Genomic DNA, 13,470 nt, shown 5'->3' on the forward strand with positions numbered 1-13,470 from the left:
TCGAAGCGCCCCGGGCTGATGCCCCGGGGCGTTTTCCCGTTCTGGATCCCTCATGTCATCAAGCGTTGTACGCCCTGCCCCTCGCCCGCTGAACTTTTGGCTGTGCCTGGGGATACCCGCCGTCGCGGCCGCCATTCTGGTCTTGCTCGAACTGACCGATCTGGACATGAACCTGGCCCGGATGTTTTACGACCCCGCCGCCGGCGACTTCATCGGGCGCCACAGTTACTTCCTGGAAAACATCCTTCACGACCGCGCCAAACAGGTGGTGATCGCGTTTTCGGTGTTTTCCGTCATTGGTTTCATTGCGGCGTTCTTCATCGCGCGGCTCAAGCCCTTCAAGCGTGAGCTGGGTTGCCTGGTGCTGTCGCTGGGCCTGGCAACGTCATTCGTGACACCGATGAAAGCCGTGACTGCCGTGCAGTGCCCGTGGAGCCTTGAGCAGTTCGGCGGCCATGAAACCTACAGCAAACTGCTGGATCACCGCCCGCCGACCGACAAGCCCGGACGCTGCTGGCCCGGTGGCCATGCCGCAACGGGTTTCACCTTGTTTGCGCTGTTCTTCGTGCTGCGTGACCGTCGCCCGCGACTGGCGCGGCAGGCATTCATCTTTGCCTTTGCGCTAGGCTCGGTGTTCTCGATCAGCCGGATGATGCAGGGCGCGCACTTTTTTTCGCACAACGTGTGGACGGCGATTTTCTGCTGGTTGATCTGCCTGGGGTCGTATTACTGGGTGCTCTATCGCCCGATCGTCAAAGCGGAAGCGGTCACGCAGGCACAACCGGCAAACGCCTGAGTACTTGAAGCTCTGCCTATAAAATCAGGGCAATAAAAAACCCCGCCTGCTCATCGCAGGCGGGGTTTTTCGTTTCGGGGTAAGGCTGGCTTACATCATGCCGCCCATGCCACCCATGCCGCCCATGTCTGGCATACCGCCGCCAGCAGCACCGTCTTTCTTCGGTGCGTCAGCAACAGCAGCTTCGGTGGTCAGGATCAGACCGCCGATCGACGATGCAGCTTGCAGAGCGGAACGGGTTACCTTGGTTGGGTCCAGGATGCCCATTTCGATCATGTCGCCGTATTCGCCAGTCGCAGCGTTGTAACCGAAGTTACCTTTGCCGTTCTTGACTTCGTTGACCACAACGCTTGGCTCGTCGCCGCTGTTGGCAGCGATTTGACGCAGCGGTGCTTCAACGGCACGACGCAGAACAGCGATACCTACGTCCTGGTCGGCGTTGTCGCCTTTCAGGTTGATGATCGCGTTCAGAGCGCGGATCAGCGCAACGCCACCGCCAGGTACCACGCCTTCTTCAACGGCTGCACGGGTTGCGTGCAGGGCGTCTTCAACGCGGGCTTTCTTCTCTTTCATTTCTACTTCGGAACCGGCGCCAACCTTGATCACTGCAACGCCGCCGGACAGCTTGGCCAGACGCTCTTGCAGTTTTTCACGGTCGTAGTCCGAGGAAGTCTCGGCAACCTGGGCACGGATCTGAGCGATACGCGCCTGGATGTCGCCTTCAACGCCAGCACCGTCAACGATGATGGTGTTTTCCTTGGACAGGGTCACGCGCTTGGCGCTACCCAGGTGTTCCAGAGTGGTGCTTTCCAGGCTCAGGCCGATCTCTTCGGAGATAACGGTACCGCCGGTCAGAACGGCGATGTCCTGCAGCATGGCCTTGCGACGGTCGCCGAAGCCTGGAGCCTTGACGGCTGCGACTTTAACGATGCCACGCATGTTGTTCACTACCAGAGTCGCCAGGGCTTCGCCTTCAACGTCTTCGGCAACGATCAGCAGTGGACGGCCGGCTTTGGCAACGGCTTCCAGTACTGGCAGCATTTCGCGGATGTTCGAGATCTTCTTGTCGACCAGCAGGATCAGCGCGCCTTCCAGCTCGGCAACCATGGTCTCTGGCTTGTTGACGAAGTATGGGGACAGGTAGCCACGGTCGAACTGCATGCCTTCTACAACCGACAGTTCGTTTTCCAGGCCCGAGCCTTCTTCAACGGTGATCACGCCTTCTTTACCGACTTTTTCCATGGCTTCGGCAATGATGTCGCCGATGGAGTTGTCGGAGTTGGCGGAGATGGTGCCAACCTGAGCGATCGCTTTAGTGTCGGTGCATGGCGCGGACAGTTTTTTCAGCTCGGCAACGACAGCGATGGTCGCTTTGTCGATACCGCGCTTCAGGTCCATCGGGTTCATGCCGGCAGCGACGGCTTTCAGGCCTTCGTTGACGATCGACTGAGCCAGAACGGTAGCGGTGGTAGTACCGTCACCAGCGTCATCGTTGGCACGGGAGGCAACGTCTTTGACCAGCTGCGCGCCCATGTTTTCGAAACGGTCTTCGAGTTCGATTTCCTTGGCGACGGAAACGCCGTCCTTGGTGATGGTCGGAGCGCCGAAGCTCTTCTCGAGGATCACGTTACGGCCTTTCGGGCCCAGGGTCGCTTTTACCGCGTCAGCCAGGACGTTTACGCCAACCAGCATTTTCTTGCGGGCGGAATCGCCGAATTTAACTTCTTTAGCAGCCATGATCGATATTCCTTAAATACTTTGTAGTAGCGGGAAAATGAACGGGGGTAATCAGCCTTCGATAACAGCGAGGATTTCGTTCTCGCTCATTACCAGCAGGTCTTCGCCGTCGACTTTCACAGTGTTGCTGCCGGAGTAAGGACCGAACACAACCTTGTCGCCTTCCTTAACGGACAGTGCGCGCACTTCGCCGTTTTCCAGAGCTTTGCCCGGGCCTACAGCGAGAATCACACCGTGGTTGGCTTTTTCAGCAGCCGAACCTGGCAGGACGATACCGCCAGCGGTTTTCTTTTCTTCTTCGCTGCGACGGATAACGACGCGGTCATGCAGAGGACGAAGCTTCATTGTCGATCTCTCCTAATTGTGGTTTTCATCGGCCGGTGTAGTCCCGGCGGGTTTAACGAATCCGGCCTGCGCCGGTTGCGGCTCGTCGAGCGAACCGCGGAAGTCTGTCCGACTCAAATGTCGGAAACCTTTCGGTGACCGATACATAAGGGCGCATAAGCTTATTACAAGGGCGGTGCTAAAAAAATTTCACTGCGGCTTCATGAATTGGCCCCACAAACGAACACGGCACCCGAAGGTGCCGTGTCGATGCAGAAGTTACTGGGTGTCGCGGTGTTCGAACTCGCCTTCGATCACATCGCCTTCGCGACCCAGAGGCTGGCGCGGTGCGGGACCGCCGCGAGGTTGCAGGTCATCGGCGAACGCGCGCTGACGCATGGCCTGTTCTTCGGCGCGCTGACGCATTTTGTTGGCGACCAGACGACGGCTGAATGGCAGCAGCAGCACCAGACCGACCACGTCGCTGATGAAACCCGGCAGGATCAACAGGCCGCCGGCCAGGGCCAGCATCAGGCCTTCGAGCATGGTTTGCGCGGGCAGTTCGCCGCGGTTCAGGCTTTCACGGGCACGCAGGGCGGTTGCCAGTCCGGCGACGCGCAGCACAAATACGCCGAACATCGAGCCGAGAATGATCAGCAGCAGGGCCGGGAAAAATCCGATCGAACCTGCCACTTTGACGAATACGAACAGCTCCAACACCGGGAACAGCAGAAAGAGCAACAAAAAAGGGCGCATCAAAGTTTCCTCAACGCAAGAAATGCCTTGCAGTAAGCCTTAGATGACGTCGCCCTTTCGTGAATTCAAGCGTCGGCCACCGCATTTTTTGGCCAGACCTCGGCGTGAGCCAGAGAAACCAAGGCTTCGCGCACTTGTATCGGCGTATGACAAGGCGCTTGAAACGGCAGCCAGTACAGCGCCTGACCGATGCGCAGGTGCATGCCTTCGGTGTCGATCCCGGCCATTTGCGCCGGGACGGTTTTCGGCAGCCCGGCGAGGTCGACGTAATGCGCGATGGCCTTGGCGTGGTCGCTGTTCATGTGCTCGACCATGCTGATTTCGGCCTTGCCGGCGAACGGGTTGGCCAGGGTCAGGTGATCGACCCAGTGGATCGCGCCGAAACCGCCGATGTAGCGATGACGTACCGGAGTGAGCACCCAGAAGTCGAAATCGTGGGCCTTGTGATAATTCTGCGAGTCGGGGAAATAGCGGTAGTAGCGCTCGGCGGCGGCTTCGATGGCAGCCGCATCTTCGAGCTTTTGAGCCTCGGCCAGATAGGTCAGGCGACCGACGGCTTGCACGTCATCGGCCTCGCGCTCGCCCACCAGCAGCGAACACTTCGGATCTTTCTGCAGGTTGTGGGTGTGCTGGGCGATGCGGCTGATCAGGATCAGCGGCCGGCCCTGCTCGTCCAGGCAGTAGGGAACCACGGAGCCGAACGGAAAACCGGGCATCGATTTGGAGTGGGTCGACAGCACGCCACGGTATTCCTTGAGAAGCAATTCTCGGGCATTCTTAGCCGCTTCAACGCTCAATTTATGACTCCTTAAATAGAATCCGTCGAAAAAACGGACGGGCGACACGGATAAGTATCAGTCGCCACAGGGGCAGTTCTCATGTGCAGCCGGGCTATGTCAGGCGCAGATCGAGAGGCTCTCTAAAGGACACCACTCTGACCTGCTCTCGGGGACATGCGAATGCAACTCAACGACAAAGTAATCATTATCACTGGCGGTTGCCAAGGCTTGGGCCGCTCGATGGCCGAGTATTTCGCAGGCCTGGGCGCGAAGCTGGCACTGGTCGACCTGAACCAGGAAAAACTCGATGACGCCGTCGCGGCCTGCAAGGCCAAGGGCGTCGAGGCGCGCAGCTATCTGTGCAACGTCGCCAATGAAGAGCAAGTGACGCACATGGTTGCCCAGGTCGCCGAGGACTTCGGCGCGATTCACGGTTTGATCAACAACGCCGGGATCCTGCGCGACGGCCTGCTGCTCAAGGTCAAGGACGGCGAAATGACCAAGATGAGCCTGGCCCAATGGCAGGCGGTGATCGACGTCAACCTGACCGGCGTGTTCCTCTGCACCCGTGAAGTGGCGGCGAAAATGGTCGAGCTGAAGAACAGTGGCGCGATCATCAACATCTCGTCGATCTCCCGCGCGGGCAACGTCGGCCAGACCAACTACTCCGCCGCCAAGGCCGGTGTGGCGGCAGCGACCGTGACCTGGGCCAAGGAACTGGCACGCTACGGCATTCGTGTGGCCGGCATCGCGCCGGGCTTCATCGAAACCGAGATGACCCTGGGCATGAAACCGGAAGCGCTGGAGAAAATGACTTCGGGCATTCCGCTCAAGCGCATGGGCAAGCCGGAAGAGATCGCCCATTCGGCGGCGTACATCTTCGAGAACGACTACTACACCGGCCGGATTCTGGAGATGGACGGCGGGCTGCGCATCTGACCTCTGTCGCGGAATGAAAAACGCCCCGGTGCTTAAGCACCGGGGCGTTTTTGTTTAAACCACAGGCATCAATCGTCGCTGATGGTGATGTTCGGCATCGCCGGCGATGCCGCTTCCTGCAACACGATCCGCGCGCCAACGTGGCGGGCCAGTTCCTGATAGACCATAGCGATCTGGCTGTCCGGCTCGGAAATCACCGTCGGCTTGCCGCCATCGGCCTGTTCGCGGATCAGCATCGACAATGGCAGCGACGCCAGCAGTTCGACGCCGAACTGGGTCGCCAGCTTCTCGCCACCGCCCTCACCGAACAGATGCTCGGCGTGTCCGCAGTTCGAGCAGATGTGCACGGCCATGTTTTCCACCACGCCCAGCACCGGAATGTTGACCTTGCGGAACATCTCCACGCCCTTGCGTGCGTCGAGCAGCGCCAGATCCTGCGGCGTGGTGACGATCACGGCGCCAGCCACCGGGACTTTCTGCGCCAGGGTCAGCTGGATATCGCCGGTGCCTGGCGGCATGTCGATCACCAGATAATCCAGGTCGCCCCACGCGGTTTGCGTGACCAGTTGCAGCAGCGCGCCGGAGACCATCGGCCCGCGCCAGACCATCGGCGTGTTGTCGTCGGTCAGGAAGGCCATCGACATGACTTCCACGCCATGGGCCTGAAGCGGCACGAACCACTTCTGATCCTTGACCTGCGGGCGGGTGCCCTCGGGAATGCCGAACATGATGCCTTGGCTCGGGCCGTAGATATCGGCGTCGAGAATCCCGACTTTCGCGCCTTCACGGGCCAGTGCCAGCGCCAGGTTGGCGGCGGTGGTGGATTTGCCCACGCCGCCCTTGCCGGACGCCACGGCGACCACGTTCTTGACGTTGGCCAGCCCCGGAATCTGCGCCTGGGCCTTGTGCGCGGCGATCACGCTGTTGACCTCGACCTTGGCCGACACTACGCCGTCGAGGTTTTCGATGGCCAGTTGCAGCAATTGCGCCCAGCCGCTCTTGAACAGACCGGCGGCATAACCGATTTCCAGCTGCACGCTGACGCGATCACCGGTGATTTCGATGTTGCGCACGCAACCGGCGCTGACCGGATCCTGGTTCAGGTAAGGGTCGGTGTATTGGCTGAGGACGGCTTCCACCGCTGCGCGAGTGACGGCGCTCATGGGCAACTCCGATAACAAGACTGGGAAAAGATGGCGGGTATCCTACCCCTTCTGTCCTCCGGACGGCATGCCCGGCAACGATTTGCAGGGGTGAAATATCTTTCCCGGCGCTTTATAGTGGCCGACCTCCGTTTCATCAAGTAGCGAAGCCCCACATGTCCGAACCACGCAAGATTCTCGTCACCAGCGCCCTGCCCTACGCCAACGGTTCGATTCACCTTGGCCATATGCTGGAATACATCCAGACCGATATGTGGGTGCGCTTCCAGAAGCATCGCGGCAATCAGTGCATTTACGTCTGCGCCGACGACGCCCACGGTTCGGCGATCATGCTGCGCGCGGAAAAGGAAGGCATCACCCCGGAACAACTGATCGCCAACGTCCAGGCTGAACACAGCGCCGACTTTGCCGAGTTCCTGGTGGACTTCGACAACTTCCACTCCACTCACGCTGAAGAAAACCGTGAGCTGTCGAGCCAGATCTACCTGAAGCTGCGTGACGCCGGACACATCGCCCAACGTTCGATCACCCAGTATTTCGACCCGGAAAAGAAAATGTTCCTGGCCGACCGCTTCATCAAGGGCACCTGCCCGAAATGCGGCACCGAGGACCAGTACGGCGACAACTGCGAAAAATGCGGTGCGACCTACGCGCCGACCGACCTGAAGGATCCGAAGTCGGCAATCTCCGGCGCCACTCCGGTGCTCAAGGATTCCCAGCACTTCTTCTTCAAGCTGCCGGACTTCCAGCAGATGCTGCAGACCTGGACCCGCAGCGGCACCCTGCAGGACGCCGTGGCCAACAAGATCGCCGAATGGCTGGACGCCGGCCTGCAACAGTGGGACATCTCCCGCGATGCGCCGTACTTCGGTTTCGAGATCCCGGGCGAACCAGGCAAGTATTTCTACGTGTGGCTGGACGCGCCGATCGGCTACATGGCCAGCTTCAAGAACCTGTGCAACCGCACGCCGGAGCTGGACTTCGACGCGTTCTGGGGCAAGGACTCCACCGCCGAGCTGTACCACTTCATCGGCAAGGACATCGTCAACTTCCACGCCCTGTTCTGGCCGGCGATGCTTGAAGGCGCGGGTTTCCGCAAGCCGACAGGGATCAACGTGCACGGCTACCTGACCGTCAACGGCCAGAAGATGTCCAAGTCCCGCGGCACCTTCATCAAGGCCCGGACCTACCTGGATCACCTGTCGCCGGAATACCTGCGTTACTACTACGCGGCCAAACTGGGCCGTGGCGTGGACGACCTCGACCTGAACCTCGAAGACTTCGTGCAGAAGGTCAACTCCGACCTGGTCGGCAAAGTGGTCAACATCGCCAGCCGTTGCGCCGGTTTCATCCAGAAGGGCAACGCCGGTCTGCTGGTGGACACCAACGCCGCACCGGAACTGACCGAAGCATTCCTGGCCGCTGCGCCGAGCATCGCCGACGCCTATGAAGCCCGCGACTTCGCCCGTGCCATGCGCGAAACCATGGCCTTGGCCGACCGCGCCAACGCCTGGATCGCCGACAAGGCACCGTGGTCGCTGAACAAGCAGGAAGGCAAGCAGGATGAAGTCCAGGCGGTCTGCGCCACGGCGATCAACCTGTTCCGTCAGTTGGTGATCTTCCTCAAGCCGGTGTTGCCAGTGCTGGCCGCCGATGCCGAGGCGTTCCTCAACGTCGCCCCGCTGACCTGGAACGACCACACCACGCTGCTGGCCAACCACCAGTTGAACGAATTCAAACCGTTGATGACCCGCATCGACCCGGTAAAAGTGCAAGCCATGACCGACGCCTCGAAAGAAGACCTGACCGCCAGCCAGACCGACACCGGCGCCGCCGCGCCTGCCGGCAATGGCGAACTGGCCAAGGATCCGCTGTCGCCGGAAATCGACTTCGACACCTTCGCCGCCGTCGACCTGCGCGTCGCGCTGATCGTCAAGGCCGAACACGTTGAAGGGGCGGACAAGCTGCTGCGTCTGACCCTCGACATCGGTGACGAACAACGCAACGTGTTCTCGGGGATCAAGAGCGCCTATCCGGATCCGTCGAAACTCGACGGTCGCCTGACCATGATGATCGCCAACCTCAAGCCACGGAAAATGAAGTTCGGCATCTCCGAAGGCATGGTGATGGCGGCCGGCCCTGGCGGTGAAGAAATCTACCTGCTGAGCCCGGACAGCGGCGCCAAGCCGGGTCAGCGCATCAAGTAAGGTTCTGCACTGACCGATCCCACAGGCGTACCCCGTGCGCCTGTGGGATTTTTCATATCTGGCCCACCCGTCATGGCCGCCGGATAATGCCTAATCTTAAGTGACACCCGCCCGCTCTCACCGGCAGAACCATGACCGAACTCGTGCTTACGCTCTTCAGTGCTGCGCTGATCAACAACTTCGTGTTGCACCGGCCGCTGGGCGTCGATCCGCTGCTGGCTGGCGAGCGCCGTCAGGTGCATGCGCTGGGGCTGGCGACGTTGTGTCTGATGTTGATTGTCGGTGTGGCGGGTTACGCGATCTGGCATTGGCTGCTGGTGCCATTGCAACTGGAATTCCTGCGTCTATTCGTATTCCTGCCGCTGAGCGTCCTGCTGATCACACCGTTGCTGAAGTTGCTGGCGCGCTGGCGACCCGCCCTGCCGTTCGACGGTTTGTGGCCGTTGCTGCTGGGCAATGCCGGTGTGCTGGGGCTGACGCTGATCAACGCGCAAACGGATAAAGGCCTGTTTCATGCAACTGCGCTGAGCCTTGGCGCCGGCCTGGGTTTCTGGCTGGTGTTGAGCCTGTTCAGCGATTTGCGTGAGCGCACGGCCGACAACGATATTCCCCTGCCCTTTCGTGGCCTGCCGATCCAGTTGATCGGCGCCGGATTGATGGCCGTGGCTTTTCTCGGATTCAGTGGACTGATCAAAACATGAGTCTGATTCAACGCATCGATGCCTTGCTGCCGCAGACCCAATGCGGCAAATGCGGCCATCCCGGATGCAAACCCTACGCTGAAGGCATCGCCGACGGCGAGCCGATCAACAAATGCCCGCCGGGTGGTGACGAAACCATCGCGGCGCTGGCCGAACTGCTGAAAGTCCCGGTGCTGGAGCTGGACATCAGCCGTGGCGCGGCACCGCCGCAAGTGGCGTTCATCCGTGAAGCCGAGTGCATCGGCTGCACCAAGTGCATACAGGCCTGCCCGATCGACGCCATCGTCGGCGCGGCGAAACTGATGCACACGGTGATCATCGACGAGTGCACCGGTTGCGATCTGTGCGTGGCGCCGTGCCCCGTCGATTGCATCGAGATGCACCCGCTGCCGCTCGGAACGCTGCCAGTGGTGGGCGGCCTGGCCAACAGCCTCGAAGAACAACAGGCGCGTACCGCCAAGCGCGATCACGCCCGGCAACGCTTCGAACGGCGTAACGCCCGGCTGCAAAGAGAAGAACAGCAGAAGCAGGCCGAACGCGAAGCCCGTGCGAAACGTGCGGCGCAGGTTGAAGTCGCAGCCACCACGCTCGATCCGGTGCAAGCGGCGCTTGAACGGGTACGTGCGCAGAAAGCCGCGACAGCCGACGCCGCGCTGAAGAAGGCCAAGATCGATGTAGCGATGAGCCGCGCTCAATTGCACAAATCGTTGAAAGCCTTCGGTCATCCGCCGACCTTCGAACAACAGTCGCAATTGATCGTATTGCAACAGCAGTTCGAAGCCGCCGAACAAGCGCTGGCGAAACTGGAAAGCAGCGCCGCACCTGCGCCGGTCGTGACAGCCCCAGCAAAAGACGCCGACCTGAAACGAGCGAAAATCCAGTTGGCGATGCGCCGTGCCGAGCTGAAAAAGGCGCAGACCGCAGAGGCTCCGCCGGAGCAGATTGCAGCGCTGGAACAAGCGCTGCGTGACGCCGAACAAGCGTTGCACGACGCCGAAGCCACGAGCGATCAACCGCTGCCCGACCTTGTGCGCGTGGAGAAACGTCCGATCGACAACCAGCTTCGTCAGCTGAAAACCGAACTGGCCTACGCTCGCGCCGACCTGAACAAACTGCAACGACGTGACGGCACGCCAGCCGAGATCCTCGACAAGGCCCGCACCCGCCTGCAAGAGGCGGAGCGGCAGGTAGAAGCCCATGTCATCCATTGAAACCAGAGACGAACGCCTGCAACAGGCAATGAAGCTGGTTTTGCTGGCGACATTGCCGGGGTTGTTGGCGTTGTTCTGGTTTTACGGATGGGGTGTGTTGATCAACCTGATCCTGTCCGTCGTCACAGCCTTGAGCGTCGAAGCCGCCGTGACTCGTCTGCGCCGGCAGCCGGTGCAAGCCACTCTCACCGATGGCAGCGCAGTAGTCAGCGCCACACTGCTGGCAATCGCCTTGCCGCCTTACTGCCCGTGGTGGCTGACGGTCACGGCGATCGGCTCGGGCCTGCTGCTGGGCAAACATTTGTACGGTGGCGTGGGCAGAAATCCCTTCAATCCGGCCATGCTCGGTTTTGCTTTCGCGATGGTGATGTTCCCGCAGCCGATGACCCATTGGCCGGCCCATGGCATGGATCTGACGACGGCCATTGAACAGGTGTTCAACCTGGGCGTGGCGCCGGACGCCTGGGTCCAGGCCACGGCGCTGGACAGCCTGCGCATCAACAAAAGCCTGACCATCGATGAATTGTTTGCCAGCAACCCGGCATTCGGCCGCTTCGGCGGGCATGGCGTGGAGTGGGTGAACCTGGCATTTCTTGCCGGTGGATTGTTCCTGTTACAGCGCCGGGTGATCGGCTGGCACGCACCGGTCGGCATGCTTGCCAGCCTGTTCGTCATCAGCCTGCTGTGCTGGAACGGTTCGGGGTCCGACGCTCATGGCTCGCCGCTGTTTCATCTGCTGAGTGGCGCGACCATGCTGGGTGCGTTCTTCATCGTCACTGAACCGGTGTCGGGGGCAAAGAGTCCGCTCGCCCGCTTGTTGTTCGGCGCGGGCGTCGGCCTGCTGACCTATCTGATTCGCACCTGGGGCGGCTATCCGGATGGCGTGGCGTTCGCAGTATTGCTGATGAATCTGTGCGTGCCGGCGCTGGAACGCATTGCAGCCGCTCGTCAGTCGCAGGTGATGCCATGAACCGCACAAGCAGCCTGATCACCCTGGCGCTGCTGGCAACGATTGGTGTCGGCGCGACTTATGTTGTGCAACGCAGCAATGCGCCGCAGATCGCCGCCGAACAGCGCCAGCTCGAAAGTCGCAAACTGCTGGATGTGCTTTCAGTCGACGCCTATGACAATCAGCCTCTGGAACAGCCTCTGGCGCTGACCGACACCCACCTGAGCCACAGCGAGTTGCTGGGCGGTTATCGGGCGACCAGGGCCGGCCAACCCGTGGCGGTGCTGCTGCGCAGCCAGACCGAGGGTTATGCGGGTCGCATCGAGCTGCTGATTGCCATCGATGCCAATGGCCGATTGCTCGGCGTGAAACCCCTTGAGCAAACTGAAACGCCGGCGCTGGGCGGGCATCTCGGTGACTGGCCAAATAGCTGGTTGCAGGCGTTTATCGGCAAATCCAGCAGCCAGCCGACAGATGCCGGATGGGCCTTGAAAAAGGATCAGGGGCAATTCGACCAGATCGCTGGCGCAACCATCACATCTCGCGCGGCCATCAACGCCATCCACGATGCCCTGCGTTACTTCGACGACCACCGGACGACCCTGCAGGGGAGCGCGCCATGAACGCATCAGCGACCCTGTCGAACTCAATGATGCTGGTGCTGTTGATCGGCGCCACTGACTCAGTGGCCGGCGCGTTGGCGATCCTGATGATGTTCGCCGTTGTGGTGAGCATGTACGGCTTGTGCATGGCACCACTGCGGTCGCGCCTGAGCAGTGAAACCTTGTTGCCGGTCAGTCTGGTAATCGCCGCGACCCTGGCCGGGTGCGCCGATATTCTGCTGCAACGCGCCGCTGTGCAGTGGCATCAGATGATCAGCCTGTACGCCGGCCTGATCGGTCTGCAGTGCGTCATATTCGAACACAATGGATTCTTTCGACTGCCAGCCCGATGGCGTCTTAAAATCTGTGGCGTGTTTACCGCCCTGATGACCGTGCTGGCGGTGTTGCGCGAGCTGCTCGGTCAGGGCAGCATCGGCCATCACCTGTCGGATCACTGGCAAGGTTTTATTCTGTTCGGCGACGGCCTGCATTTCGCGACGCTGGCTCCCGGCGCCTTCATACTGCTGGGGCTGGTGCTCGCCGCCCGTCAGGCCTGTTCTCGCCCTGCCGCCCTACCCGAGGAAACGCATCACCCATGAATGCCGCAAAACGTCTGGAGATCTTCCGCAGGCTTCACGAGGATAATCCCGAACCCAAGACCGAACTCGCCTACTCTTCGCCTTTCGAGTTGTTGATCGCGGTGATTCTGTCCGCACAATCGACTGACGTCGGGGTGAACAAGGCGACGGCGAAGCTTTACCCGGTGGCCAACACGCCGGCCGCCATTCATGCCTTGGGCGTCGAAGGTTTGTCCGAGTACATCAAGACCATCGGCCTCTATAACAGCAAGGCCAAAAACGTGATCGAGACCTGTCGCATGCTGGTCGAGTTGCACAATGGCGAAGTCCCACAGACGCGCGAAGCGCTGGAAGCCCTGCCCGGCGTCGGCCGTAAGACTGCCAACGTCGTGCTCAACACCGCGTTCCGTCAATTGACGATGGCGGTGGACACCCACATTTTCCGGGTCAGTAACCGCACCGGCATTGCACCGGGCAAAAACGTGGTCGAGGTGGAGAACAAACTGATGAAGTTTGTACCCAAGCAATACCTGCTCGATTCGCATCACTGGCTCATTCTTCACGGGCGCTACGTGTGCCTGGCCCGCAAGCCGCGGTGCGGCAGCTGTCGGATCGAAGACTTGTGCGAATACAAGGACAAAACTTCGGACGATTGAGCGTCTATTAAGTTTATTGATATTGCGATTGAAAAAATCTTTTTTACGATCTGCTGGAATATCGATATAAGG

14 protein-coding genes are annotated in these 13,470 nt (G+C 60.4%); 9 read left to right on the top strand and 5 right to left on the bottom strand.

Features of this window, described 5'->3' with window-relative positions; translation table 11 throughout:
* Positions 1-52 precede the first annotated feature (52 nt).
* On the top strand, positions 53-796 hold the full coding sequence (locus AC1RME_RS17480; protein WP_096818429.1) for a phosphatase PAP2 family protein: 744 nt from the start codon (positions 53-55) through the stop codon (positions 794-796).
* A 90-nt stretch (positions 797-886) separates the two neighbouring features.
* Here the strand turns inward: AC1RME_RS17480 and groL are convergent, their stop codons facing one another.
* The 4 genes from groL to AC1RME_RS17500 form a co-directional block, all read right to left on the bottom strand.
* Positions 887-2,533 (bottom strand): chaperonin GroEL, encoded by a 1,647-nt coding sequence (groL, locus tag AC1RME_RS17485; RefSeq protein WP_096818431.1) that lies wholly within the window; start codon positions 2,531-2,533, stop codon positions 887-889.
* Positions 2,534-2,584: 51 nt separating this feature from the next.
* Positions 2,585-2,878 (bottom strand): co-chaperone GroES, encoded by a 294-nt coding sequence (locus tag AC1RME_RS17490; protein ID WP_007916610.1) that lies wholly within the window; start codon positions 2,876-2,878, stop codon positions 2,585-2,587.
* A 258-nt stretch (positions 2,879-3,136) separates the two neighbouring features.
* Complete coding sequence (locus AC1RME_RS17495) at positions 3,137-3,613, bottom strand: FxsA family protein (RefSeq protein WP_096818434.1); 477 nt, start codon at positions 3,611-3,613, stop codon at positions 3,137-3,139.
* A gap of 65 nt (positions 3,614-3,678) precedes the next feature.
* Positions 3,679-4,410 carry a HugZ family pyridoxamine 5'-phosphate oxidase gene (locus AC1RME_RS17500; protein ID WP_096818435.1) on the bottom strand — a complete coding sequence of 244 codons (732 nt, stop codon included), beginning with the start codon at positions 4,408-4,410 and terminating at the stop codon, positions 3,679-3,681.
* 162 nt (positions 4,411-4,572) lie between these two features.
* Between AC1RME_RS17500 and AC1RME_RS17505 the strand changes: the two genes are divergently transcribed.
* Positions 4,573-5,331 carry an SDR family oxidoreductase gene (locus AC1RME_RS17505; RefSeq protein WP_085709540.1) on the top strand — a complete coding sequence of 253 codons (759 nt, stop codon included), beginning with the start codon at positions 4,573-4,575 and terminating at the stop codon, positions 5,329-5,331.
* 68 nt (positions 5,332-5,399) lie between these two features.
* On the opposite strand, the gene apbC is transcribed toward AC1RME_RS17505, so the two are convergent.
* Positions 5,400-6,494 (bottom strand): iron-sulfur cluster carrier protein ApbC, encoded by a 1,095-nt coding sequence (gene apbC / locus AC1RME_RS17510; protein WP_096818437.1) that lies wholly within the window; start codon positions 6,492-6,494, stop codon positions 5,400-5,402.
* A gap of 155 nt (positions 6,495-6,649) precedes the next feature.
* On the opposite strand from apbC, the gene metG reads away from it, so the two are divergent.
* The 7 genes from metG to nth all read left to right on the top strand — a co-directional run bounded on the left by metG (position 6,650) and on the right by nth (position 13,398).
* Positions 6,650-8,701: a methionine--tRNA ligase gene (gene metG / locus AC1RME_RS17515; protein WP_096818439.1), complete on the top strand. Its 2,052-nt coding sequence runs from the start codon at positions 6,650-6,652 to the stop codon at positions 8,699-8,701.
* A 131-nt stretch (positions 8,702-8,832) separates the two neighbouring features.
* The gene (locus AC1RME_RS17520) at positions 8,833-9,402 is read left to right on the top strand and encodes an electron transport complex protein RnfA (RefSeq protein ID WP_096818441.1); all 570 of its coding nucleotides are present in this window, start codon (positions 8,833-8,835) and stop codon (positions 9,400-9,402) included.
* Positions 9,399-10,613 (top strand): electron transport complex subunit RsxB, encoded by a 1,215-nt coding sequence (gene rsxB, locus AC1RME_RS17525; protein WP_096818443.1) that lies wholly within the window; start codon positions 9,399-9,401, stop codon positions 10,611-10,613. The genes AC1RME_RS17520 and rsxB overlap by 4 nt, the downstream gene beginning before the upstream one ends.
* Positions 10,600-11,583 carry an RnfABCDGE type electron transport complex subunit D gene (locus AC1RME_RS17530; protein WP_096818445.1) on the top strand — a complete coding sequence of 328 codons (984 nt, stop codon included), beginning with the start codon at positions 10,600-10,602 and terminating at the stop codon, positions 11,581-11,583. The genes rsxB and AC1RME_RS17530 overlap by 14 nt, the downstream gene beginning before the upstream one ends.
* A complete protein-coding gene (locus AC1RME_RS17535; RefSeq protein WP_493091573.1) occupies positions 11,580-12,185 on the top strand; it encodes an RnfABCDGE type electron transport complex subunit G in 606 nt (201 codons plus the stop codon). The genes AC1RME_RS17530 and AC1RME_RS17535 overlap by 4 nt, the downstream gene beginning before the upstream one ends.
* Positions 12,182-12,763, top strand: coding sequence for an Rnf-Nqr domain containing protein (locus AC1RME_RS17540; RefSeq protein ID WP_493091574.1), 582 nt, complete (start codon positions 12,182-12,184; stop codon positions 12,761-12,763). Before AC1RME_RS17535 ends, AC1RME_RS17540 begins: the two co-directional genes overlap by 4 nt.
* Complete coding sequence (gene nth, locus AC1RME_RS17545) at positions 12,760-13,398, top strand: endonuclease III (RefSeq protein WP_096818452.1); 639 nt, start codon at positions 12,760-12,762, stop codon at positions 13,396-13,398. The genes AC1RME_RS17540 and nth overlap by 4 nt, the downstream gene beginning before the upstream one ends.
* Positions 13,399-13,470: the final 72 nt, after the last annotated feature.

The sequence above is a fragment of the Pseudomonas sp. GW822-FHT03F08 genome (assembly GCF_058801265.1).

What these genes read in the sequence shown, in the direction of transcription:
- AC1RME_RS17480 (WP_096818429.1), top strand. Translation starts at nt 53, where the DNA reads ATGTCATCAAGCGTTGTACGCCCTGCCCCTCGCCCGCTGAACTTTTGG.
- AC1RME_RS17495 (WP_096818434.1), bottom strand. Translation starts at nt 3,613, where the DNA reads ATGCGCCCTTTTTTGTTGCTCTTTCTGCTGTTCCCGGTGTTGGAGCTG.
- AC1RME_RS17520 (WP_096818441.1), top strand. Translation starts at nt 8,833, where the DNA reads ATGACCGAACTCGTGCTTACGCTCTTCAGTGCTGCGCTGATCAACAAC.
- groL (WP_096818431.1), bottom strand. Translation starts at nt 2,533, where the DNA reads ATGGCTGCTAAAGAAGTTAAATTCGGCGATTCCGCCCGCAAGAAAATG.
- AC1RME_RS17540 (WP_493091574.1), top strand. Translation starts at nt 12,182, where the DNA reads ATGAACGCATCAGCGACCCTGTCGAACTCAATGATGCTGGTGCTGTTG.
- AC1RME_RS17505 (WP_085709540.1), top strand. Translation starts at nt 4,573, where the DNA reads ATGCAACTCAACGACAAAGTAATCATTATCACTGGCGGTTGCCAAGGC.
- AC1RME_RS17530 (WP_096818445.1), top strand. Translation starts at nt 10,600, where the DNA reads ATGTCATCCATTGAAACCAGAGACGAACGCCTGCAACAGGCAATGAAG.
- nth (WP_096818452.1), top strand. Translation starts at nt 12,760, where the DNA reads ATGAATGCCGCAAAACGTCTGGAGATCTTCCGCAGGCTTCACGAGGAT.
- AC1RME_RS17490 (WP_007916610.1), bottom strand. Translation starts at nt 2,878, where the DNA reads ATGAAGCTTCGTCCTCTGCATGACCGCGTCGTTATCCGTCGCAGCGAA.
- apbC (WP_096818437.1), bottom strand. Translation starts at nt 6,494, where the DNA reads ATGAGCGCCGTCACTCGCGCAGCGGTGGAAGCCGTCCTCAGCCAATAC.
- AC1RME_RS17535 (WP_493091573.1), top strand. Translation starts at nt 11,580, where the DNA reads ATGAACCGCACAAGCAGCCTGATCACCCTGGCGCTGCTGGCAACGATT.
- metG (WP_096818439.1), top strand. Translation starts at nt 6,650, where the DNA reads ATGTCCGAACCACGCAAGATTCTCGTCACCAGCGCCCTGCCCTACGCC.
- rsxB (WP_096818443.1), top strand. Translation starts at nt 9,399, where the DNA reads ATGAGTCTGATTCAACGCATCGATGCCTTGCTGCCGCAGACCCAATGC.